This window comes from uncultured Campylobacter sp. (assembly GCF_937959485.1).
In the GTDB taxonomy this organism is placed as follows: Bacteria; Campylobacterota; Campylobacteria; order Campylobacterales; family Campylobacteraceae; genus Campylobacter_B.
Map to the genome: position 1 here is coordinate 47,337 of NZ_CALGPY010000012.1, position 23,610 is coordinate 70,946.

Annotated in this window: 19 protein-coding genes; 9 read left to right on the forward strand and 10 right to left on the reverse strand. The window is 47.3% G+C overall.

The window, feature by feature from the left end:
* Positions 1-443 precede the first annotated feature (443 nt).
* The 3 genes from gatB to Q0380_RS07685 form a co-directional block, all read right to left on the reverse strand.
* A complete protein-coding gene (gene gatB, locus Q0380_RS07675; RefSeq protein WP_298962213.1) occupies positions 444-1,865 on the reverse strand; it encodes an Asp-tRNA(Asn)/Glu-tRNA(Gln) amidotransferase subunit GatB in 1,422 nt (473 codons plus the stop codon).
* 112 nt (positions 1,866-1,977) lie between these two features.
* On the reverse strand, positions 1,978-2,202 hold the full coding sequence (locus tag Q0380_RS07680) for a hypothetical protein (protein WP_297896069.1): 225 nt from the start codon (positions 2,200-2,202) through the stop codon (positions 1,978-1,980).
* On the reverse strand, positions 2,192-2,872 hold the full coding sequence (locus tag Q0380_RS07685; protein ID WP_177387592.1) for a F0F1 ATP synthase subunit A: 681 nt from the start codon (positions 2,870-2,872) through the stop codon (positions 2,192-2,194). Before Q0380_RS07685 ends, Q0380_RS07680 begins: the two co-directional genes overlap by 11 nt.
* 576 nt (positions 2,873-3,448) lie before the next feature.
* Between Q0380_RS07685 and Q0380_RS07690 the strand changes: the two genes are divergently transcribed.
* The 3 genes from Q0380_RS07690 to dnaK are packed head-to-tail and all read left to right on the forward strand — an operon-like array spanning position 3,449 to position 6,731.
* Complete coding sequence (locus Q0380_RS07690) at positions 3,449-4,237, forward strand: HrcA family transcriptional regulator (protein ID WP_298832548.1); 789 nt, start codon at positions 3,449-3,451, stop codon at positions 4,235-4,237.
* The gene (grpE, locus tag Q0380_RS07695) at positions 4,234-4,809 is read left to right on the forward strand and encodes a nucleotide exchange factor GrpE (protein ID WP_298962218.1); all 576 of its coding nucleotides are present in this window, start codon (positions 4,234-4,236) and stop codon (positions 4,807-4,809) included. Before Q0380_RS07690 ends, grpE begins: the two co-directional genes overlap by 4 nt.
* 44 nt (positions 4,810-4,853) lie before the next feature.
* Positions 4,854-6,731 (forward strand): molecular chaperone DnaK, encoded by a 1,878-nt coding sequence (dnaK, locus tag Q0380_RS07700; protein WP_298962221.1) that lies wholly within the window; start codon positions 4,854-4,856, stop codon positions 6,729-6,731.
* Between the two features lie 524 nt (positions 6,732-7,255).
* Here dnaK and tupA read toward each other — a convergent pair.
* Positions 7,256-8,074 carry a tungstate ABC transporter substrate-binding protein TupA gene (gene tupA / locus Q0380_RS07705; RefSeq protein WP_298962224.1) on the reverse strand — a complete coding sequence of 273 codons (819 nt, stop codon included), beginning with the start codon at positions 8,072-8,074 and terminating at the stop codon, positions 7,256-7,258.
* Between the two features lie 70 nt (positions 8,075-8,144).
* Between tupA and tupB the strand changes: the two genes are divergently transcribed.
* Positions 8,145-8,837 (forward strand): tungstate ABC transporter permease TupB, encoded by a 693-nt coding sequence (gene tupB, locus Q0380_RS07710; protein ID WP_298962227.1) that lies wholly within the window; start codon positions 8,145-8,147, stop codon positions 8,835-8,837.
* On the forward strand, positions 8,834-10,063 hold the full coding sequence (gene tupC / locus Q0380_RS07715) for a tungstate ABC transporter ATP-binding protein TupC (protein WP_298962230.1): 1,230 nt from the start codon (positions 8,834-8,836) through the stop codon (positions 10,061-10,063). Before tupB ends, tupC begins: the two co-directional genes overlap by 4 nt.
* Positions 10,064-10,548: 485 nt before the next feature.
* On the opposite strand, the gene Q0380_RS07720 is transcribed toward tupC, so the two are convergent.
* The 6 genes from Q0380_RS07720 to Q0380_RS07745 all read right to left on the reverse strand — a co-directional run bounded on the left by Q0380_RS07720 (position 10,549) and on the right by Q0380_RS07745 (position 18,195).
* Positions 10,549-11,874, reverse strand: a complete 1,326-nt coding sequence (locus Q0380_RS07720) for an aminotransferase class V-fold PLP-dependent enzyme (protein WP_298962232.1) — start codon at positions 11,872-11,874, stop codon at positions 10,549-10,551.
* Positions 11,875-12,030: 156 nt separating this feature from the next.
* Positions 12,031-13,488: an ankyrin repeat domain-containing protein gene (locus tag Q0380_RS07725; RefSeq protein ID WP_298962234.1), complete on the reverse strand. Its 1,458-nt coding sequence runs from the start codon at positions 13,486-13,488 to the stop codon at positions 12,031-12,033.
* Positions 13,489-13,877: 389 nt separating this feature from the next.
* A complete protein-coding gene (locus tag Q0380_RS07730) occupies positions 13,878-14,066 on the reverse strand; it encodes a sodium-dependent tyrosine transporter (RefSeq protein WP_177388229.1) in 189 nt (62 codons plus the stop codon).
* 18 nt (positions 14,067-14,084) lie between these two features.
* The gene (locus Q0380_RS07735; protein WP_298962238.1) at positions 14,085-14,876 is read right to left on the reverse strand and encodes a LysR family transcriptional regulator; all 792 of its coding nucleotides are present in this window, start codon (positions 14,874-14,876) and stop codon (positions 14,085-14,087) included.
* A 9-nt stretch (positions 14,877-14,885) separates the two neighbouring features.
* The gene (fdhD, locus tag Q0380_RS07740) at positions 14,886-15,668 is read right to left on the reverse strand and encodes a formate dehydrogenase accessory sulfurtransferase FdhD (protein ID WP_298962241.1); all 783 of its coding nucleotides are present in this window, start codon (positions 15,666-15,668) and stop codon (positions 14,886-14,888) included.
* A gap of 274 nt (positions 15,669-15,942) precedes the next feature.
* Positions 15,943-18,195, reverse strand: a complete 2,253-nt coding sequence (locus Q0380_RS07745; RefSeq protein WP_298962243.1) for a molybdopterin-dependent oxidoreductase — start codon at positions 18,193-18,195, stop codon at positions 15,943-15,945.
* A gap of 533 nt (positions 18,196-18,728) precedes the next feature.
* Between Q0380_RS07745 and napA the strand changes: the two genes are divergently transcribed.
* The 4 genes from napA to Q0380_RS07765 are packed head-to-tail and all read left to right on the forward strand — an operon-like array spanning position 18,729 to position 23,610.
* Entirely contained in the window at positions 18,729-21,512 is a 2,784-nt protein-coding gene (napA, locus tag Q0380_RS07750; RefSeq protein ID WP_298962247.1) for a nitrate reductase catalytic subunit NapA, read from the forward strand.
* A 3-nt stretch (positions 21,513-21,515) separates the two neighbouring features.
* Positions 21,516-22,274 (forward strand): ferredoxin-type protein NapG, encoded by a 759-nt coding sequence (gene napG, locus Q0380_RS07755; RefSeq protein WP_298962249.1) that lies wholly within the window; start codon positions 21,516-21,518, stop codon positions 22,272-22,274.
* Positions 22,271-23,080 carry a quinol dehydrogenase ferredoxin subunit NapH gene (gene napH / locus Q0380_RS07760; RefSeq protein WP_298962252.1) on the forward strand — a complete coding sequence of 270 codons (810 nt, stop codon included), beginning with the start codon at positions 22,271-22,273 and terminating at the stop codon, positions 23,078-23,080. Before napG ends, napH begins: the two co-directional genes overlap by 4 nt.
* Positions 23,077-23,610: a nitrate reductase cytochrome c-type subunit gene (locus tag Q0380_RS07765; protein WP_297942089.1), complete on the forward strand. Its 534-nt coding sequence runs from the start codon at positions 23,077-23,079 to the stop codon at positions 23,608-23,610. The genes napH and Q0380_RS07765 overlap by 4 nt, the downstream gene beginning before the upstream one ends.

The following is a 23,610-nucleotide window of genomic DNA, read 5'->3' on the forward strand; positions in this document are numbered from 1 at the left end:
CCTGCACATCGACTCGCCGCTCAAATTCGACCCTACGTATTCGATCCTATCCGCGCACCCCGAGCTTCCGTTCTCGCTCTCGCAAGCAAAGCAATTTTACGCATTCCCTACAAGCTTTACCGCGCTTTGACGGTAACCGTGAGTAAAATTCCTAACGGACGCGTTTCTTAAACCCCTCCGTCGCAGACCGACACTCGACGCAAACGACCCGCACGAGAAAAAACGAGCTCAAAAGAACAAAACGTGCGCGAGGAGAGCGGGTAGCCGCCGAGATCGCACCGAATGAAATTATAACACACAAAAGCCCTCGTCATTGGCGCCTGAAAGCTTTAGCTCGAAGCAAAACGCTACGGGCGGATTTAAAATTTTATCCCAGAGGCTTCATCTATCGCATACATCGCGCCGCTTTTAATTCGCCGTTTGCCGCCGCGCAAGCTGCGAAATCAGCCTAGCTTCTGTTTAAGAAGCTCGTTCACCTTCGCGGGGTTAAACGCGCCCTTGCCCTCTTTCATCACTTGGCCTACGAAGAAGCCGAATAGCTTGTCCTTGCCGCCGCGATAGTCTGCGACTTTGTCCTCGTTTGCGCTCATCACGCGCGCTATGATCTCCAAAATTGCGCCGTCGTCGCTTACCTGCCTCAAGCCTAGCTTGTCGATGACCGAGCTTACGGCCTCGTCGTGCTCCATTAGATAATCAAGCACCTCTTTGGCGGCCTTTTGCGACACTGCGCCGCCTTCGATCGCGCCTAAAAGCTCGTTCATCTTCGCGCTACCTACGGGCGAATCCTCGATCGTAACGCCGTTTTTGAGCCTGCCCGCAAGCTCGACGGTAAGCCAGCTGACGCAGAGTTTCGGCTCGTGCCCCGCCGCGATCAGATCCTCGAAAAATCGCGCGTTTTCGTAGGTCGAGATTATGATCTCGGCATCCTTCTCTTTAACGCCCAGCTCGCGGACGTAGCGTGCTTTTTTCTGATCGGGTAGCTCGGGGATCTGCTGCGCAGCAGCCAGCATCTCGTCATCTACGATCACGGTTAGCAGGTCCGGATCGGGGAAGTAGCGGTACTCGGCGCTGTCTTCTTTGCTGCGCATCGGCTTGGTGATAAACTTAGCAGTGTCGAAAAGGCGGGTTTCTTGCACGACCTCTTGCTCATATTTGCCGTCCTGCCACGCTTCGATCTGACGCTCGATCTCAAACTCGATCGCTTTTTGGATAAATTTAAAGGAGTTTAAATTTTTAATCTCAACGCGCGTGTAGAGCTTTTGCTCGCCTTGCGGACGGATGCTGACATTTACGTCGCAGCGAAACGAGCCTTCCTGCATATTTGCGTCGCTAATATTTAAAAAGCGCAAAATGCTGTGGAGTTTTTTTAGATACGCGACCGCTTCATCGGCAGAGCGCATATCAGGCTCGCTTACGATCTCCAAAAGCGGCGTGCCGGCGCGGTTTAGATCGACTAGGCTGCGCGAGCTTTCGTGGTTATTCTTGCCCGCGTCCTCCTCTAGGTGCGCACGCGTGATACCGATGCGCTTGCTCTGTCCGTCCGAGGCTATAAAAAGCTCGCCGTGCTCGACGATCGGGATCGTCCACTGCGAAATTTGATACGCCTTGGGGAGGTCGGGATAGAAGTAGTTTTTGCGGTCGAATACCGACTTGCGATTGATCGTCGCATTGACGGCGGTGCCGAAGCTGATAGCTTTTTTAACCGCTTCCTCGTTTAGCACAGGAAGAGCGCCCGGAAGCGCCAAGCAGGTCGGGCATACGTGCGAATTCGCCTCATCGCCGAAGCTCGTGGGGCAGGAGCAGAAAATTTTTGTTTTGGTATTTAGCTGGCAGTGTACCTCCAGGCCGATCACAGTTTCAAACATAAACTTAACCTTTTAGAATAAAAATTTCGCGTAATTTTACAATTTTTTGCTTTAATACTCGCTTGTAGCGGCACACGGCGTGGCTAAATTTTAAAATTTAATCGGATAGATTCTACTCGCCGCCGCTAAGGAGCTTTTCTTTCAGATCGAAAACATCAACCATCAAGCAGGTGATGATTACGCATATCACGCCTGGAGCGGTGCAGATGAAGAGGAATTTTAACCCCAAAAAATAAAATGACGGATAGGCAAAAAAGACGAATGCGCCGACGAAAATCAATCCGAACGACGCACCCACGAGGAAGTATAAGAAATTTCGCTTAAAGTTAATGCTCATCGACGATCACGGCGCCCGCTAGATAAACGTAGCTTAAAACCATGAAAATAAAAGTCTGCAAAATCGCCATAAAAGTAAGCAGCGCAAACGGCACCATCGGCACTAGCGCAGGAGCGAGAGTAAGCATAACGAGCAGGAAGGTATCGTCGCCTTTGATGTTTCCGAAAAGTCGGAAAGAAAGCGATACGACGCGCGAAAAATGCGAGACGATCTCTATGACGAACATAAACGGCGCTAGGATTTTCACCGGGCCCATAAAGTGCTTTAGGTAGTTGATCACGCCGTGCTCGCGAACACCCTCAAAATGGTAATACAACCAAACGCAAAGCGTAAGCGAAAGGGTTAAATTTAGACTCGCGCTCGGCGACTCAAAGCCCGGCACCAAGCCGATAACGTTACTAAAAAATATCACAAATCCCAATGTTGCGATTAGCGGAAGATATTTTTTGGCTTGTTCCTCGCTGCCCATCGCATCCTTACCGATCGTTAGTACGCCGCTTAGGTAGGCTTCGGCGATGTTTTGCATGCCGTGGGGCACAAGCTGAAGCGAGCGAGTGGAGCAAAGCGCGACGGCTACGATGATAGCGACGACCAAAAAGAAGTAAAAAAGGTAGATAAAAGTGTGGTCGTAAGAAATTAAACCGCCGAAAAGGAAGATGTCTTTTAGCATAAAAACCCTTGATCGTTGAAATTTGAGGCGTATTTTACACTTCTATTCGTTAAAGTATATTTAAATTTGCGCCAGCTAGTGAAATTTTGAGCTTTGCGAATTCTTGTACCGCTTACTTGCCTAGCACTTTTGTCTAGCTTGCGCGCCATTTATGCGGGAATTTTGCGTTTTTTGGCATTTAACTTCACATTTTCAGCAAATGACAAAATTTTAGCTGGTAAGCACGAAATTTACGGCTACACTGCCAATTCGCTATTTTTGCAAAATAGAATTTAATCTAGCGTATACGACGAAACTCTAAATCAGCTATGCGATAAAATTTGTGTTTACAGATACAAAAAATACGATAAAATTTACCGCGACGGCACCGCGATAAATTCCAAGAATTCCAAGAATTCCAAGAATTCCAAGAATTCCAAGAATTCCAAGAATTCCACTCAGCTCAAAAAATCATAGTTAAAATTTAGCAAACTCAGGACCCGATTGCTAAAATTTTATAAAATTTATATAAAAACCTTGACATCCTACCACTCAATGTTGTATAATACTGGCAATCTTACCGAAAGAGTGCTAAAAGTGAAAACGAATAAACGTGATATGATCCTGGAATCCATCATTTCCGCCTATCTCGATAGCAATACCCCGATCGGATCTTCAGAGCTGGGTGAGCGTATGGGCGTAGCGATGTCCGCGTCTAGCATTCGAATTTATTTTAAGCGCTTAAGCGACGAGGGGGCTTTGACGCAGCTTCATGTAAGTGGTGGTAGAATTCCGACGGTTGCGACGATGCAGGATTACTGGCGCGCTAGACTTAGCTTCGACGATGAGTTAAAAATAGACGATGCTCGCGAGCTAGAAGCGGTGCTTGAGGATTTTGAAATTTACTGTATGATTTTCAACGCCGAAAACGAAGCCCTAAGCGAGGTCATCAATCATGATGATCGTTTCATAATCCTTACATTTAGAACGGACGAGATTATCTTAAAATACGATTTTAGAGTTTTTAAATTCCTATCAAATTTAATAGGAATTTCACTCGGAGATTTGGAGCTAGCTTCGATACAGATCGGTCTGCGCGAGCTTAGCACCAAAATTAAAGAGCTAAAAAATTCTAAAATCGAATTTCTTTGTAACGAGGTCGTAGCATATAAAATTTTCAAAGACGAGCGGTTTAAAATTTTACTCAACCCCTCGATCGCCGTAAATTTTACTAAAAATTTGATCTTCGCGCCCTACTTCGAGCACGGATTTATGGGGATCAAACGCCCCGTAAAATTCGAAGGCGAGGACGCTACGATGATCTGCGCAGGCAGCGTTTACGAGAATTACGAGAAATTTTTTAACTACGCTAAAGGAGTAGCATGAGCCATAAATTTAAAGAGCACGGCGATAAAAATGCAGCGTGCGATAGTGAAGAAAAAGAGGTTTGCAAGCAGTGCGCGTCAGAGGCGAGCGAGCCACAAGAGGCGCAGACATGCGACGATACTGACGCGCAGATACAAAAGCTTCAAAACGAGCTGAGTGAGATCACTGATAAATTTTACCGCGCCAATGCGGATTTTGAAAATCTCAAAAAACGTTTGGAAAAAGAAAAAGATAGCGCTGTTGCTTACGCTAGCGAGAGCTTTGCTAAGGATCTGCTGCCGATAATCGATGCGCTTGAGGAGGCCGCCAAAATTGATGTGGAAGGTAATGAGCTTGCAGATAAAATTGAAGTAGGCGTAAAACAATGTCTAAGCCTTTTTACAAAGACTTTTGAAAAATACGGTATCGTTCCGATAGCGACGGATGCGGGATTTGATCCTAGCGTGCATAACGCGATCTCGATGATCGAGGCGGAGGGTGCAAACTCGGGCGATATCGTTCAAGTATATCAAAAAGGCTATATGTATAAGCAGCGCGTTTTACGCGCTGCTATGGTAGTAGTGGCGAAATAATCGCTCAAATTTTAAAATTTTAAATTCAATACAAAGGATAAAAAATGGCAAAAGTCATAGGCATCGACCTAGGAACAACAAACTCGTGCGTAAGCATATTCGAGCGTGGCGAGAGCAAGATCATACCGAATAAAGAGGGTAAAAACACCACTCCGTCGGTAGTCGCTTTCACCGACAAAGGCGAGGTTTTAGTAGGCGACAGCGCCAAGCGCCAAGCAGTCACTAACCCGGAAAAGACGATCTACTCGATCAAGCGCATCATGGGTCTTATGATGAATGAAAAAAATGCGCAGGAGGCCAAAAAGCGCCTACCGTATAAGATTATCGACCGAAATGGCGCGTGCGCGGTAGAGATCGCGGGCAAGGTTTATACGCCGCAAGAAATTTCAGCCAAGGTGCTAATCAAGCTAAAAGAGGATGCTGAGGCGTTTCTGGGCGAGCCGGTTGTCGATGCGGTCATCACCGTGCCTGCGTATTTCAACGACAGCCAAAGAAAGGCGACGAAAGAAGCAGGAACAATCGCAGGCTTAAACGTGCTTCGTATCATCAATGAACCTACCGCAGCAGCGCTTGCGTATGGACTGGATAAAAAAGAATCCGAAAAGATCGTCGTTTACGATCTGGGCGGCGGTACATTCGACGTAACCGTGCTAGAAACCGGCGATAGCGTCGTAGAAGTTTTAGCTACCGGCGGTAATGCATTTTTGGGCGGCGATGATTTCGATAACAAGCTGATCGACTTTTTAACCTCGGAATTTCAATCTGAAACAGGCATCGACTTGCGTGGCGATGTCATGGCTATGCAGCGTCTAAAAGAGGCTGCGGAAAACGCCAAAAAAGAGCTAAGCAGCGCGATGGAAACTACGGTAAATTTACCTTTCATTACCGCTGATGCCACAGGTCCTAAACACCTGATGAAAACCATCACTAGAGCTAAATTTGAAAGTATGATCGATTCTTTGGTAGATGAGACCATAAGCACTCTCAAAAAGGTAGTAAGCGATGCGGGTCTTAGCATGAACGACATAAAAGAGGTCGTCATGGTTGGCGGCTCGACGCGCGTGCCACTCGTGCAAGAGGAGGTCAAAAAGGCTTTCGGCAAGGAGCTAAATAAGAGCGTAAACCCTGATGAAGTCGTAGCGATCGGCGCTGCAATCCAAGGCGCGGTCATCAAAGGCGACGTAAAAGATGTGCTACTACTCGACGTGACTCCGCTAAGCCTCGGCATCGAAACCCTGGGCGGCGTTATGACCAAGATCATCGAAAAGGGAACTACGATACCTACGAAAAAATCTCAAACCTTCTCGACAGCAGAGGATAATCAAAGCGCCGTTACGATCAACGTCTTGCAGGGCGAGCGCGAGTTCGCGAAGGACAACAAATCGCTAGGAAATTTCAATCTTGAAGGCATCATGCCAGCTCCTCGCGGCGTACCGCAGATCGAGGTGGAATTTAACATCGATGCGAACGGAATTTTAACCGTTTCGGCAAAAGACAAAGCCACCGGTAAAGCAACCGACATCCGCATCACTGGCTCAAGCGGCTTAAGCGACGCCGAGATCGATAAGATGGTCAAGGATGCCGAGCTTCACAAAGAGGAAGACAACAAGCGCAAAGAGACCGTCGAAGCGCGCAACCAAGCCGATAGCATCGCACATCAAACCGAAAAGAGCCTAAGCGAGATGGGCGAGAAGGTGCCGGGCGATCTACGCGCTAAGATCGAGGGCGCGCTAAATGATCTAAAAGCCGTGCTAAAGGATAAAAACGCGAGCAAGGAAGCGATAAACTCTAAAGTAGAAGCCCTAAGCAAGGTCGCCGAGGATCTATACAAGGCTGCCAGCGCAAATCAGGGCGGATCGCAAAGCTCCAGCTCAAACGGCGGCAAAAAAGACGACGACGTCATCGACGCCGAAGTCGAATAGCTCGCTAACGCAAAGTGAAATTTTATAGCCGCGCGCTCGGTAGTTTTGCTAGAGCTTGAAAGGCAATTTTATCAGCGCGTGACAAAGCAGGCTTTGTAACCGGGCATAAAATTTCATAGCTTCACACGCTCGGGCGTTTTTCATACGCCCGAGCTTAACCGCAACTTCAAATTAAATTCCCAACAAACTAAAATTTAGAGTCACACATAAATACTACTAAATTTTGCGCTGTATAAATATCGCTAGACATTAAAACATATCCGAACGCGACTGAAATTTATCCCCACTGATCCCAAATATAGCTGAAATTTTAAGCCTATTACAGACAAACGAAGCTGCGATAAATTTAAACGTATGGCGAGAAAGTAAAAAATGTATCGTAAAAAGACGCGGTAAAAAACGCCCGCTAAATTTAGAAGCAAAAGAGCTAAATTTAAAGGCACGCGGATTGATTTATGAAAAAGCAAAAGCCCAAAGACGGCGCTTCGCCTTTGGGCTTTAAATTTAGCCTTATTTAGCTAGAGCTAATTCTTGCGAGTATTCGCATCAGGAGTGAAAAGCGGCTTATTTAGCAGCTTGAAATCGCCTACGAACTTCTGCCCCTTCTCGCTAGTGATCCATTTGATGAAGCGCTGCGCGTTTTCGTAGTCGGCTTTTGGGCAGTGCTTCGGATTGACCGCGATTACGGAGTAAAAATTCTTCAGATCGTTATCGCCTTCGTTGATGATGACCATATCCGGATTTCCCTTTTTATTATCCTCGTATTTGATGTAGGTGCCGCGATCGGTGAAGGTCACGCCCTTTTGCTCGGCGGCTGCGTTGATCGTGGCGATCATACCTTGACCGGTTTGGTTATACCACGCCTCGTTTTCAGGCACGGCGCCATCGACCTTTTTCCAAATTCCTTTCTCTTTGTTATCGGTGCCAGATTTGTCGCCGCGAGAGAAAAATTTAATCTTCTCCGCCTTGATTAGCTCGAATGAACCTTTAAGGTCCTTGCCTTTAAATTTAGGCGCGATGGATTTATCGGCGATGAGGATAAAATCATTATACATAACGGGCGTGCGATCAACGCCGAAGCCTTTTTCTACAAATTCTTTCTCGACCTTCGGCGAATGCACGAAAAGTATGTCCGCATCGCAGTTTTCGCCAAGCTTTAAAGCAGCACCCGTACCTACCGCCGTCCATTTGACATCGACGCCGGTTTCCGCCTTATACGCAGGATAGATAGCGTCTAGCAAGCCCGTATTATCGGTGCTCGTTGTAGTTGCCATCACCAAATCGTTATCGGCGGCAAAAAGGCTCGCACTAAGAGCGAGCGAAACAAAAAATATTTTTTTCATGTTATCTCCTTTAAAAAATATGCTATTATAGCATATAAATTTGCCAGAATAGAACATTTAGGACACAATCTTGGACTTTATTTTAGAAGGAATTTTAAGCGCATTCGGACTGCTTTTTAGCGGCGACGCGGAGACATTTTCGGCGATTAAAGCGACGCTTTATACTTCGAGCATCTCGATATTTTTTGCGATTTTAATCGGCTTTCCGATAGGATTTATCCTCGGATTTTACGAATTTCGCGCTCGCAGAACGCTTAGGCTTTTAAGCGACGTAGCGCTTGCGATGCCCACGGTGGCGATAGGACTGATCCTTTACGCTTTCATCTCCAGAAACGGCCCTTTTGGCGAGCTGGGGTTGCTTTTTACGCTCAAGGCCGTAATGCTCGGGCAGTTTGTGCTGGCGCTTCCCATCATCGTCTCGCTAAGCGCCAGCGTCATCGAAAATATGGATAAGAAGCACTATCTAAACATTATGAACTACCGCCTAAGCCCGCTAAATTTAATTCTTTGCGTGCTTTACGAGCTGCGCTACGCCCTGCTGGTCGTCATCGCCACCGCTTACGGGCGGATAGTCGCCGAGGTAGGCGTAGCGATGATGATCGGCGGCAATATCAAATATTTCACTCGCACGATCACCACGGCGATCTCACTTGAGACCAACAAGGGCGAGTTTGCGATGGGTATAGCGCTCGCGCTGGTGCTGATTTTAATAGCGTTTGCGGTAAATTTAGCCATCCACGCGCTAAAAAGACTAGATCGATGAATGCAGATAAGCAAACGCGTCCGAGCAAGAATTTCGCGGACAAAAACCGGGCGGAGCGGGAGCGCGAAAATTTTATGAGCAAAAATTCCACAGACGTAAATTCTGCAGGCGAGAATTCTACGAGTAAAAATTTTACTTCAGAAAATTCTACGAGTAAAAATTCTCCGACCGAGAATTCCATTAGTGCAAATTCCACGGGTGAGAATTCCAAGAGCGAGAAATTTACGGATAAGAATTCCGCCGCCGCGCGATCTGTACCCAATAGCGAGCTGATCTCGGTACGAGATCTGGTGCTGCGCTACGGACGGAGCGAAATTTTAAATATCCCCAGCCTCGATCTAAATACGAGCGGCATCACGGCGCTTTTGGGCTCCAACGGCAGCGGCAAATCCACGCTGCTGCGGATTTTGGCTTTTTTGCAGCGTCCGAACGGCGGCAGCGTGGAGCTTTGGGGGCAGCAGACGCCCTCTTTGCAGACGTTGCGGCAGATCTGCCTACTGCTGCCCGAGCCCGTGCTTTTAAAACGCAGCGTGGAGCAAAATTTTAAATTTGCGCTCAAAAGCCGCGGTGCGCTTGCGGAATTTGACGAGCGAGTGGATGAAGCGCTCGGCCTAACGGGGCTTGATAGAAGTTTTTTATCAAAGAAGCATTTCGAGCTTAGCTCGGGGCAGACGCAGCGCATCGCGTTTGCGCTTGCTCTGGCGCAGCGCGCGAAGCTCTATCTGCTCGACGAGCCGACCAACAGCCTCGATCTTGCCGCCTCCAAGCTCTTTGCGCGCGCGATTTTATTTATGCGGAGTCGCTACGGCTGCGGCTTTATCATCGCCAGCCACGATGAGAAATGGCTCAGCGCAATCGCGCAAAGAAGCGTATTTCTGCATCGCGGCAAGATATGCGAGTTTGAATACAAAAATATCTTTGACGTGCAAAACGGAGTTTTAAAATTTTCGGATGAAATTTCGCTGCGCCTTGAAGAGGAGCTCGCACGCGCCCGCAAAATCGCGATAAATCCGAGTAAAATTTTATTATCCCAAAGCCCGTTTGAGCGCTGCTTTGCGGGGATTTTGCACTCGGTTTCGCTTCAGTACGGCTCCTCGCTGCTCATCAAGATCAAGGCGGGCGACGTGCTACTAAAATGCGTCACGGCACAGGATAAGCGGCGCTGGAGCGCGGGCGAGAGGATCTATTTCGGATTTGAAAACGGCGCGTTTTTAGGGCTGGAGTAATTCTGCGCGAAGTGCGGATAAGCTTTATTTTGCTTTAGAATTTTATTCGCGCGGCACTAATATTATTTCTTCAAATTTTTACTGCGAACCATCTAGCGCGGCGCATCTGGCGAAACAGAGCATAAAAATTTGCGCCTTGAAATTTTGAAATTTACAGGCATGGCTTTACCTAGCGGCGCGGCGTGAAATTTTGAAATTCCATTGCTAAGAAATTTTAAAACTTAGCCGCGAATGCAGCTAACAGGATTTTGAAATTCCACAATTTCTAGGCGCGGAATTTCAAATTCTAAATTTTAATTCCACAGAGCGTGTCGTTTATTTTGCCTGCAGCGCAAAGGCGGAACGATGGTAAGAATTCTGCGGCGCAAAACCCGCGTAAAATTCCAAGCAGACGGCGTAGAATTCCGATAAATTTTAAAAACGGCGCGGGATTTTATAAAATTTCACGAGCTAAAAAAAGCGGCAGAGCCCTAGCCTCTCGCTGCTTAAATCTTCCCGCCAAACATCTCATACATCGCCTTTTCCTCGCCCCAAAGCTCGCGGTGATTTTTGATGCAGGATTTTATCGCGCCAACTAGATATAGCACGTCTTGCTCGGTGTGCGTATAGTGCAGGCTCACGCGCACGAAGCCGGGCTTGGCTTCTGGCATGCGACCCTCCTTGATACCCAGCAGATCGTGAGCGTACGGGCCTGCGCACATCACGCCCGCGCGCGTCTGGATGCCGAAGTCGTTGCTAAGGCTTGCGGCAAAATCATACGCCGAAACGCCGCGCACGTTAAAGGAAAAAATCGGCAGCCGCGGCGCGCCCTTTGGAGCGTAGTTTATGATCTCGTCAATGCCTGCTAGCTCGCTCTCAAAAAGCCGCGCTAGCTCGTCCTCGATGCTTTTTATCCTCTCAAAACCCACCTCGTTTCGCAGCGCGTAGGCCAAATTTGCCCGCACAAGCCCGATGATAGGCGGCGTACCGCCTTCCTCTAGCTGCTCAGGATTTTTCAAAAACACGTGCCCTTCGCGGCTGGCGTAGGCGACCGTCCCACCCGCGGCAAATGTCGGCACATCGCTATTTAGAAGCTCCTTTTTGATCGCCAAAAGCCCGCAGCTAGCAGGTCCTCCTAATAGCTTATGCGGCGATAGGAAAATCGCGTCGAAGTAATCGCAGTCTAAATTTGCGTGCGAGCTCAGCGCCGCGCAGTCAAAGGCGACGATGCCGCCCGCGGCTCTGATTAGCTCGCTGATTTTTTTGTAGTCGCTGACGACGCCCGTGACGTTTGAGGCGGCGCTAAACGAGCCGATGATACGGCGTCCGGCGTTTAGCTTCAGTATGCGCTCGAGTGCAAGCAGATCGATCTCGCCGGACTCGCTAAGCGGCACGCGCAGGTAGTCGCAAAGCCCCTCGCGAAAGCTAAGCTCGTTTGAGTGGTGTTCGTAGGGCGAAACGAGTACGAGCGGAAGCTGCGCGGCGCGTAAATTTGCCTCGCCGATCGCGCCTCTGGTCGCAGGCGGCAGGTAGATGCCGAGCAGCTCCTGAAATTTCTTGATCGCGGCCGTCGCGCCCTGCCCGCAGGCGATGAGACAAAACCGCTCGTCAAGCCCCAGCAGCTTTTTCAGGCTCTCTCGCGCGCCCTCGTAGCGCCGCTGCGTGATGATGGCGCTAGAGCTACTGTCGGAGTGGGTGTTGGCGTAGGTTTTGAGGACGTCCGCTATCTCGCGCTCTACGGGCTCATAAGCAAGCCCCGAAGCCGCGAAATCAAAATAGTGCACGCCTTGTTTTAGGATGATATTTTTTCGAATTTCGTCTAAGCTTAGCATTTGCGGCCTTTAAAATTTAAGTGATTAATTATAGTGAAATTTGGATTAATTTAAAGCTTTACGGCCTGGCAGGAAGGAATTTTAATGAGAATTTAGAAAAGCTTTGCCCACTATATCACTTAATTTCTGATGCTATATAGTTTTACTCCTTCAAATTTATTGATTACTATCTAGTTTTTTAGCCGCTTCTTGTCTTAGAATTTCGGCATAATCTTTTATATCTATTTTCTCGCCGTTATGTAGAATTTTCACTTTCGCTTCCTCTAGCATTTCCTCAAAATTTAAATATTTAAAAAATGTCTCAATGTCGAATGCCTCGGTACTATTTTTATCTTTAAGGCTGTTTTTTTGCAAAATCTCTTCATCACTTAGCCCATTGCCGCAAAGAGCTTTATATCTATCTATTTTCATATTGTAGAAATTTAATATTTTAATATCCGGTTCTAGCTTAGTACATTTTTTATCATTTGGCATATAGCCGAAAAATTTTATAAAATCTTTTTCTTTCCAGTATCTATCGGTTCCTTTATCTTTTTCTTCGTTATTTTTAACTTCCCATCTGCCTCGAAGAGCCCAATCGTATGATTCTAAAATCTTCTCTCCATAGCAGTAATCATTCATATGGTTTATGTAAGACTCCTTCTCTTTTATAGACATGGCTGTATTATTCAGACAATTGTTGCGGGCTACAATAAAGTCATCTTTATCAGGCAAGCCATCTATATTATGTTTTATTAATAATTTTAATTTATCTTTATACATCATATCCCGCGGAAGAAAAGTATAAATAGATCTTTTAAATATTTCTTTTCGCTGAAATGGAATGCTGCTATTACTTAAATAATACAAAGGACCTTCATATGCTTTCGGTTTCATACCTCTTTGTAGCATCATATCGGCAATTTCTATAAGGTTACTATATATTGCATAGTTTAATGGATAAACAGGATCTTTTGAGTGATCATGATTGATTAGACACTCAGTACGTAATTTTATATCTATATTGTTGCCAACTATGATTTCGGTGTCGTCAGAATATCTAGGGCAAACTATATAGCCCTGCACCATTTTGACTTCTTCAAATTTAACGCCGTTATCCAAAAGTAGTCTTACTGCTTTAGTAGCATTGTTTTCTATCGCATAAGCCATAGCGGATAGCTTGTATTCATCTTTTTTATGTATATCCGCACCTAGCTTTATAAGCTCTTGAGTGGTATTTGTATCATCCCAAAAGCTAGAATACATTACGGGTGTTACCCCTCCGTGCATAGTATGATCGACAGATAAATTATTATCTTTCATAAATTTTAAAATTTTATCAGTTTGCTTGCTTTTTAAAAGTCTTTTTAGCTCTACGTCAATGGTGGGTTCTTTAAATACGTTTTTCGGATTTGAATTGTAATCTATATCCCAGTAGCGAAACGCAAAGCTATCGACCTCTTCTTGAGTTACGTATTTGCTAAGACCCGGCACTTTTGAGACGTTTGTATCTGAAGTAACGGTAAAATGGGTTTGTTTGCGCTCCACAAGACCCGATCTTTCGGCTAATAGATACAGCGCACATACGACCACCACGCAGATAGCGTAAATAAACCGAAGTTTGAAGCTTTTCAAAATTTCCCCTTAAAATTTTGCTCGCGACTATATCCAATGAGTACTTAATAAAATATAAATACTATATAGGCACGATAAGCAAAACTGACCGAAAAATGCCGTTGACAGGGTTAAAATGATGAATCTTTCAAGTAAATTTGGCGAACGAATGCCGTCATAGACCTTATTTGCGTAGCTACATCCTCTATTTACACACTACGCTAGGCTCTATATCCGAAGCTCGTTCGCCGTAAATTTACTGCAACATCTTTGCGTAGGCTCTTCTTAAAAGCACAAACCCGAAAATCATCGTAGTGCTAATGAGCGGCAAGTCGCTACCGTATCACGAAGAGCGTATTTTGCGGATCTGTTCGCAAGCTGCTCGCGCGGTCATAAAGCGCGCTTTGCGCCTATTTGCCGATAAAATTTTTCTGCAACCACTCCATCGCTTTTTCTTCGCTTTCAAATCTGCCGCTTTTGGCGACTTGAAACTGCCCCTCGTAGAAGCGAATTCTGATACCGTCTTGGACGCTATCTACCTTGATGCGCGTGATCCTGTCTTTGTTTAGATAGGTTCGTTCGTTTAGCTTTACAAACATCGTTCTCTCCTTTAAAATTTAATGGTTTTTATCTTTCGCTTTACTTGCGTCTTTCTCGCCCTCTTTTTTCAAAAAAAGCTCCTTAAAGCGCTCGTTTGCGTAGTTTTCTATATCGCTTTGCAGCTGTTTATACGCGGCGATCAGCTCATAGGCGCGCGCATTTAGTGTCGTGCCTGCGGCATTGCCGCCGCCTTGCTTAGTGCTAAAGAGCTCCTCTTGCAGATTTTTTTGTAAAATTTGCAGATGGCTCCAGCACTTTTTATAGTTCATCCCCAAAACCTCGGCGGCCTTAGAGATGGAGCCCGTTTGGGCGATCACGTCCAGCACTTCGGTTTTGCCCTTGCCGAAAATGAGCTCGCCCTGCGCATTTTCGATCCAAGTTTTTGTTTTTACCCTCATTCTTTTGCCTTTCTTCTCCTTAAAGCAGCCCAGCTGACAATATTTCACGTCTATGCCGTGCTCCTTAAGCGTAGAGCGCACTGTATCAAACCCCACTCCGCCGCTAGCTACGGCTCGGGCGTCACGGCAAAAAATCCGTCTTTTCTCATCCAAAAGCGGATCTAGCTTTTGCAGCGCTTTTATGCTACCTCCGCTACATTGCAGCTTGCCGAATTGACCGAGTTCGCAGCGATCTATCCGTATCCCTTCGCGCGCCGCGAGATCTCCTACGACGCTTGCATCTACGCCTAATTTGGCAGCGATCTTAAACGCCGCGCCGCAATCGAGCTTGCCGCTCGGATTTAGTAAATTTAAAATCAGCCTTTTGATCTCGCTTGCTTTTTTATCGTCTATCTTGATATCTATCTCCATGCCGCCCTCTTAACTCAAAATTCTCTCTTCGCCGCTATAGACGTTTAAATTTTCGCCGCGCGCGAAGCCGCAAAGGGTAAGATCAAATTTACGCGCGATCACGACGCCGAGGCTCGTAGGAGCCGTGCGCGAAACAAGCGCGCTAATGCCGCTCATCACGGCTTTGGCGACCATTTCAGAGCTTAGCCTGCCGCTTACCAAAAGAAGCGAGCCCTGCGTATCGCACCCCGCCAAGACCGCCTTGCCGACGGATTTATCGATGGTATTGTGCTGGGCGATATCCTCGCCGATAAAATACTCGCCGCCCGCGGTAAAGAGCTTTGCGGTGTGCACGCAGCCCGTCATCTCATAAAGCTCGCACTGCGTGTAAAACTCGCTCATCAAATTTAAAATTTCATTCTTATGAAATTTAGCGTCCGAGCGGACTTTGCGCGCCGCCATAGCTGCAGGATCGATATTTGCGGTAGAGCTGCGCCCGCAGCCGCTGATGATGACTTTTTCGGTATCGAAGCTATTTATCCGCTTTTCGTTTATCTCGCCGCATACATTCACGCTAAGTCCGTCAGGCGCGAGCTCGATGCTTTTTATACCGCTTGCGTCCGAGATCAAATTTTCGCTAAGCAAATAGCCTACCGCAAGCGCTTTCTGATCGCTCGGAGTCGCCATTAGCGCGCCGAAACGCTTGCTGTTTAGTAAAATTTCAAGCTTGATCTCGCGCACCAAGATATCGCTTACGATCCTTCTTTCATCTCCTTTAAATTTAACTATCTCCGCCCTATAAATCGGCTCCATAGACCTTCCTTATTTTAATTTCGCCCGTATCGTAGTGAAATTTTGCTTAAATAGCCTTAATTCGCCGAAGTAAAGCCGAAGCGGCGTGCGTAAATTTAAAGCACTCGCAGTTTTGTATTTAAAAAATCGCGTGGAAAATTCCACGAGCCGCTTGCACCGTGAGCACAAGCGGCCATGAAGCGCCCGCAAAGATAAAATTTCATCAAATTTTGCCGCTACGTGCAGCCGCGATTAAATTTCATCCTTGCAAAGCGGGCGGAGCTTGCCGCCCAAACTACTTATGAACCGGCGATAGATAAGGTTTTTCAGAGTGCATCGACATCTCGTTTTGTCTTCTGAACTCGATAAACTCGCTCTCGCTAAGCTTTCTGATATTTGCGATCGTCATTTTTAGCGGCGGGATGCCCGATAGCGGATCCAGATCGCCCGCATGCACGAGCTCGTTGCCGTCGGCCTCGCTGTAATGGAAGGTCGTAAAGATCGTGCCCTCTTTCAGATCCGGATTTATGCGAAGCTTCGCAGCGATCTGACCGCGCTTATTTTTGACGAGCGCGTAGCAACCTTCGGTAAGCTCGCGTTCGCGTGCGATATCGGGGCTTACCTCGATGAGCGCGCCTTCCGCGCCCGCACCGTATTCCAGCGCGCGGCACTCTCTCGTCATCGTGCCGGTGTGGTAGTGATAGACTTTGCGCCCGGTCGTAAACAAGCACGGATAAATTTCATCCGGTATCTCGCTAAGCGCGCCGCTTCCTACCGGATAATCATCCGGGATCTTCATCTTGGCTCTAAAATCCGCCTCAGCTTTAGCGCGCTCCTCTTTATCATCCACGTAAAGTACCGGCACCATTCTAAATTTACCGTCAGGCAGCATCGATTTATGATCTGCGTAAAGCACCGGTGTGCCCGGATGATCTTCATCTGGACATGGCCAGCTTATGCCGCCTAGCTTATCTAGCCTATAGTAGCTAATACCGCCGAAAAATTTAGGCATTAACGCACGCACTTCGTTCCAAATTTCTTCCGCGCTTAAAAAATCAAACCCTTCAAGTCCCATTCTTTGTGCGATATTGCAAACGACCTTCCAATCAGGCTCTACGCCAGGAGCCGGCTCGCTTGCCTTGCGCGTGCGCTGAACGCGGCGGGAAGTGTTTAAAAAGGTGCCATCCTTCTCGCCCCAGCCGGCAGCAGGTAGTACGACGTCGGCCTTCTGTGCGCTCTCGGTAAAGAAAAGATCCTGCACGATAAAGCAATCCAGATGGTGCGTTGCATGCACGAAGTGCTCCGTCCAAGGATCGCTCATTACGGGGTTCTCGCCGTAAACGTAGAGCAGCTTCAGCTCGCCGCTATCCATCTTATCGGGAGCAATCGTAAGCTTAAAGCCTGGAGTTGGATTTAGCTCGAAGTGCCATACTCTGCGCGCCTGCTCCTGAGCGTAAGCGGAATTTACCGCGCCTGCCGGGATGACATTAGGTAGCGCGCCCATGTCGCATGCGCCCTGGACGTTATTTTGACCGCGCAAAGGATTTACGCCTGCGCCTCTTTTACCTAAATTTCCCGTCAAAATAGCTAAATTTGAAAGCGAAAAGACGTTTGAGGTACCGTCGCTAAACTGCGTGATACCCATAGTGTAGCAGATCGCCGCGGTGCCTGCTTTGCCGTAAAGTCTAGCAGCCTCTACGATGAGCTCTTTTTTCACGCCCGTCTCAGCCTCGAAGCGTTCGGGAGTAAAGTCCTTAACCGCTTCTTTTAAATATTCATAGCCGTGAGCGTAGTTTTTGATAAACTCGTCGTCTTGCAAATTTTCGGCGATGATAACGTGCATAATGGTATTTAGCGTCTTAATGTTCGCACCCACCGGGATTTGCAGATAGATGTCCGCTTTTTTCGCCATATCGGTGCGCTTCGGATCTACGACGATCATCTTAGCGCCGCGCTGCAAGCCTCGCTGCATCTGCATAGCGATGATCGGATGGCACTCGCTCGTGTTGGTGCCGATGAGCAAAAATACGTCCGTATCGGTAGCAAATTCTACCAAATCGTTCGTCATTGTGCCGTTTCCTAGCGTGTTGGCAAGACCTGCCACTGTAGGAGCGTGTCAAAGACGGGCGCAGTGATCGACGTTATTACTGCCCTGAGCGCGGAAAAATTTCTGAAAAATGTAGTTATCTTCGTTGTTTGAGCGCGCCGAGCTAAAACCCATTATCGAGTTTGAGCCATGTTTTTCGACGGTCTCTTTAAATTTAGACGCTACGAAATCATAAGCCTCCTCGAAGCTTACCTCCTCAAGTTTGCCGCTTCTATCAAATACTCCGTTTTTCTTACGGATCATAGGTTTGGCAAGGCGTTTCGGAGAGTTTACGAACTCCCAGCCGAACATACCTTTTAAGCATAGCTCGCCGTCATTTACGTGGTGGGCCTGCGTAGGGCGTGCGTTTACGATCCTGCCGTCTTTTACGATAAGATCGATACCACAGCCGGTGCCGCAGTAAGGACAAGTCGTTTTGACAATCTTTTCTCTGGACTGCATAATATTCCTTTCAAGAATTTTGGTTTGCACGGCTATTATACTTTCTAGATTATAAAAGAAATTTTAAATTAGTGAATTTTTTTAAGCAAAATTTAAGCAATATGCAAATATCGCATATTAAATTGAATAGTTAAATTTTACGCTTTTACTTCGGTAATGGCGGCGTTTTAGTGTAAAATTTATCGCTTATCGTAAAAGACGCTTTTTAAGCTAAGTTTTATAATTTTAATAGAATTTTGAAATTCTATTACGCTCCGTTTTATTTCAAAGCACAATTAAATTTTTATGAAATTTTAATGCTAATTTATCGGTATAATATATTAATTTAATTAAATGAAAATCTATATTAAAATTTATCAAAAACTCGCTATCCTGATAAAATTTGAGCCACTAAATTTAAAATTTATAAAATTATTATCTTATATCTGAAATCTATGTAGAAAAAACTTTGATTTTAATCTAGACTAAGCTGTTTTTTTATGCTATTATTCAAAATCTTAGTAGAAATTAATTCTAAACGAAAGGTTAATCTCATGGATAGACGAGACTTTATAAAAAGCTCTGCAGCAGCGGCTGCCTGTAGCGTTGCGGGCATCAGCTTGCCTAGCAGTCTTAGTGCTGCGGAAGAAGCCGAAAAAGGCTGGCGCTGGGACAAGGCGGCCTGTCGCTTCTGCGGCACCGGCTGCGGCATTATGGTAGCCACTAAAGACGGTAAGATCGTAGCGGTCAAAGGCGATCCGTTGGCGCCCGTAAATCGCGGTCTAAACTGCATCAAAGGCTATTTCAACGCCAAGATCATGTACGGCGCCGATCGCATTACCAAGCCTCTTTTACGCGTAAATTCCAAAGGCGAATTCGACAAAAAGGGAAAATTTATCGAGATCAGCTGGCAACGAGCGTTCGACGAAATGGAGAAGCATTTTAGGCGAGCTTATAACGAAGGCGGTCCCGAGGGCTTTGCCGTACTTGGTAGCGGTCAATACACGATCCCGGAAGGTTACGCCGCAGCAAAGCTAGTAAAGGCGGGCTTTCGCTCCAATAATCTCGATCCTAATGCTCGCCAGTGCATGGCCAGCGCCGTCGTAGGCTTTATGCAAACCTTCGGTATTGACGAGCCTGCGGGTGTTTTCGACGATATCGAGCTAACCGATACCATCATCGCTTGGGGCGCGAATATGGCTGAGATGCACCCGATTCTTTGGTCTCGCGTCTCCGACCACAAGCTTCGCAACCCGGACCGCGTAAAAGTTATAAATCTCTCGACCTACTCTAGCCGTACTTCAAACATCGCCGATATCGAAATTATATTCCGTCCAAATACCGATCTTGCGATATGGAACTACATAGCAAGGGAGATCGTCTACAACCACCCGGATATGATAGACGAGAAATTTATTAAAGAGCACTGTGTATTCGCTACCGGCCCTGTGGATATCGGTTACGGCTTGCGAGAAGATATAAATCATAAAAAATACCGCAAGACCGAGCTTGACACCGCGGCTAAGCAAAAATCCAAAATTTTAAGCAAATCCGAGGGCGTTACGTTAGCATATCTGGGTATGAAAGAGGGCGACGTACTCGAAAACAAACACTCTGACAAATCAGATGCTCACTGGCTCATAAGCTTCGAAGAATTTAAAAAAGCGCTAGAGCCTTACACGCTAGATTTCGTAGCGCCTTTGGCCAAGGGCAACGAGGATGAGGATTTAGAAGCATTCAAAACCAAACTTAAGCAGCTGGCAGATTATTACATCGAAAAAAATCGCAAAGTAGTAAGCTTTTGGACGATGGGCTTTAATCAGCACTCAAGGGGAACCTGGGTTAATGAGCAAAGCTACATGGTGCATTTCCTTCTTGGCAAGCAAGCCAAGCCCGGCTGCGGAGCGTTTTCGCTTACCGGTCAGCCTAGCGCTTGCGGCACAGCTAGAGAGGTGGGCACGTTTTCTCACCGTCTACCTGCTGATATGGTCGTGGCAAATCCGGCTCACAGAAAGGTTTCCGAAAAAATTTGGAAGCTTCCCGAGGGCACGATAAACCCAAAACCGGGTGCGCACTACGTGCAGGCTCTACGCAATCTCGAAGACGGCAAGATAAAATGGATATGGGTACAGGTCAACAACCCGTGGCAGCAGATCGCCAACGCAAACCATTGGATCGCAGCGGCACGTGAGATGGATAACTTCATCGTAGTAAGCGAGCCATATCCGGGACTAAGCGCGAAGGTAGCCGATCTGATCCTGCCTACGGCGATGATCTACGAAAAATGGGGCGCATACGGCAATGCCGAGCGCAGAACTCAGTGGTGGAGACAGCAGGTACTTCCTGTGGGCGACGCGATGAGCGATACGTGGCAGATGCTAGAGTTTTCCAAGCGCTTCAAACTCAAGGATTTCTGGGGCGAGATTAAAGTGAATGATAAGCTTACGCTTCCAAACGTATTGGATAAAATTTCAGAATTCGGCTATACGCCAGAGACTACACTATTTGAAGTGCTTTTTGCAAACAAAGACGCTCAAGCTTTCGCGGCAAAAGATCCGATTATGGCAAGCTTCGACAACTCCGAAGTAAACGGCGACTCTCGCGGCGTCATCGGCAGCGACGGCAAAGAATTTAAAGGATATGGCTTTTTCATCCAAAAATATCTATGGGAAGAATACCGAAAATTCGGCACCGGTCACGGACACGACCTAGCCGATTTCGATACATATCACCGAGTGCGCGGTCTTAGATGGCCGGTCGTAGACGGTAAAGAAACACTTTGGCGCTTTAACGCCCAATACGATCCTTATGCTAAAAAAGCGGCTCCGGATAGTGACTTCGCCTTCTATGGCAACGCCAAAGCGGCGCTTCCTAGCGGCGATCTGAAATCTGCTACTTCAGGCGAAGAAAAAACAAGCCTTGCCAATAAAGCTAAAATTTTCTTCCGTCCATATATGGATCCTGTAGAAGTGCCAAGCGAGGAGTATCCTTTCTGGCTATGTACGGGTCGCGTGCTAGAGCACTGGCATACGGGCACTATGACTATGCGCGTGCCAGAGCTTTATCGCGCGGTGCCTGAAGCAAGATGCTATATGAACGAAGCCGACGGCGCCAAAATCGGCGTGCAACAAAACGAGATCGTCTGGATCGAGTCGCGCCGCGGCAAGGTAAAAGCGCGCGTGGACTTCCACGGACGTAACATTCCGCCGAAAGGGCTTATCTTTGTGCCGTTTTTTGACGAGAAGGTTTATATCAACCGCGTCACGCTCGATCATACCTGCCCGCTTTCAAAAGAGACCGACTACAAAAAATGCGCGGTTAAAATTTACAAGGCGTAAATTATGAATAGGCGTGAGGTCTTAGGTATTCTTTCTTTAGCTGCAGGCGTAGGCGTTTTGGGGCTCGGAGTCGCAAACTCCAGCGAGCACGCCAGACTCCGCCCGCCCGGAGCTATAAGCGAGAAAGAATTTCTTAGCAAATGCCTAAAGTGCGGACTTTGTGTCGAGGCGTGCCCATTTGATACGCTTAAGCTTGCGAGCTTTTGCGATCATGCTATTGCAAACGGCACGCCGTTTTTTATCCCGCGCGAAATTCCATGCTATATGTGCGACGACATACCTTGCGTCGCGGCCTGTCCTAGCGACGCACTAGATAAAAGCTTAGTAAGCGAAGGCTCCAAGCTTAACGTGCGTCTATCCAAAATGGGCGTTGCGGTCATAGATACCGAACATTGCATCGCTTATGCCGGTATTCAATGCGACGCGTGCGTGCGAAACTGCCCCGTAATGGACAAGGCGCTTAGGATCGATTACCGTCACAACAACCGCACCGAAAAGCACGCCCTACTCGTGCCCGTCGTAGATAGCGACTACTGCACGGGTTGCGGTAAGTGCGAGCATGCCTGCGTCACGAAAAAGGCTGCTATCAGCGTCGTGGAACGCGAGCGCGTCATAGGAATTTCCAGCGATAACTACGTCAAAGGCTGGATCAAGGGCGACGACGCGAAGCTAAAGGACGCAGACACCAAAATCAAGCTCGATCCGCAAAAGAGCAAGGACTACTTAAACGAGGAGGATCTAATGGAGGGGGCTAGACAATGAAATACACTATTTTAAGGCGTTTGAGCCAAATTTCTATTCTAGTCCTTTTTATTTTAGGAAATAATTTTGCCTTCAAAGCCGCGAGCGAAAACGGAATTTTATCCGGAATTCTAAAAGGCAATCTAAGCTCGTCGAAACTTTTCGGCACGATTAATCTAAGCGATCCGTTTGCGACGGCGCAGATGCTGCTAGCTAGCTTTTCTTTGGGCGCTACGGCGGTTATCGGAGCGGTTATCGTAGGCGCATTTTATGCGCTTATAGCACCGCGAGTATATTGCTCATGGGTTTGCCCGATAAATTTGCTGACCGATTTTGCCGCGTGGCTTCGTAAAAGACTCGGCATAACGACTAAGATCGTTAGCGTAAACCGCAAGGCTCGCTACGTCCTAGCGGCGCTAGCGCTCATTTGCAGCGGAGCTTTCGGCTTTGCGGCGTTTGAGAGCGTAAGCTTTATCTCGCTTTTCGCGCGCGCCGTCATATCGCTGAGTGCTAGTGCGTTTGCAATCGCGCTACTAATCGTAGTTTTTGAAATTTTCGCAGGCGATCGCACGATCTGCTCGCGGCTATGCCCGCTCGGCGGATTTTGGGCGGCGCTTAGCTATTTTAGCATCATTCGCATTCGCCACGAGGTTGATAAATGCACGATGTGCGGCAAATGCAAAATGGTCTGTCCCGAAGTTCAGGTGCTTAAGATGGTCGGGCGCGAAAACGGGCGCGTTAACAGCGAGTGTATCAGCTGCGGGCGCTGCATCGACATATGCGACGACGATGCGTTAAATTTTAGTATATTAGGAGTGAAAAAATGAAAAAAATGGTTTTAGGCTTGGCTCTTGCATGCTGTGCGGCGCTCTTTGCCGCGGACAAGACGGCTTCTATAGATGCCGACAGCTTGGGCTTTATAAAAAGCGTGGACGAATCGGCACAAAATAAAAATTCTCTGCCCGATTTCAAATATAGCGAGGACGCTCCGGGCGCCGCTTCGAAAATCGAGCGCAGCTTCGAAAACGCTCCGCCGCTCATACCGCACAGCCTAGAGGGGCTCGTGCCGATCACAAAGGATAACAATATGTGCGTAACCTGCCATATGCCCGATGTCGCTAAGGATGTAGGTTCTACGCCGATTCCAAAAAGCCACTTGGTGGACTTTCGCACAGGCGCAGATCTAAACGGCACGCTAGCCGAGCAGAGATTCAACTGCACTCAATGCCACGTACCGCAAGCCCAAACCAATCCGCTAGTGAAAAATAATTTCAAAGCCGATTTTAGCAGGTTTAGCGACGCAAATTCCACTTCTAATCTCATAGATACGCTAAATCAAGGCGCCGAGGTTGAGTAG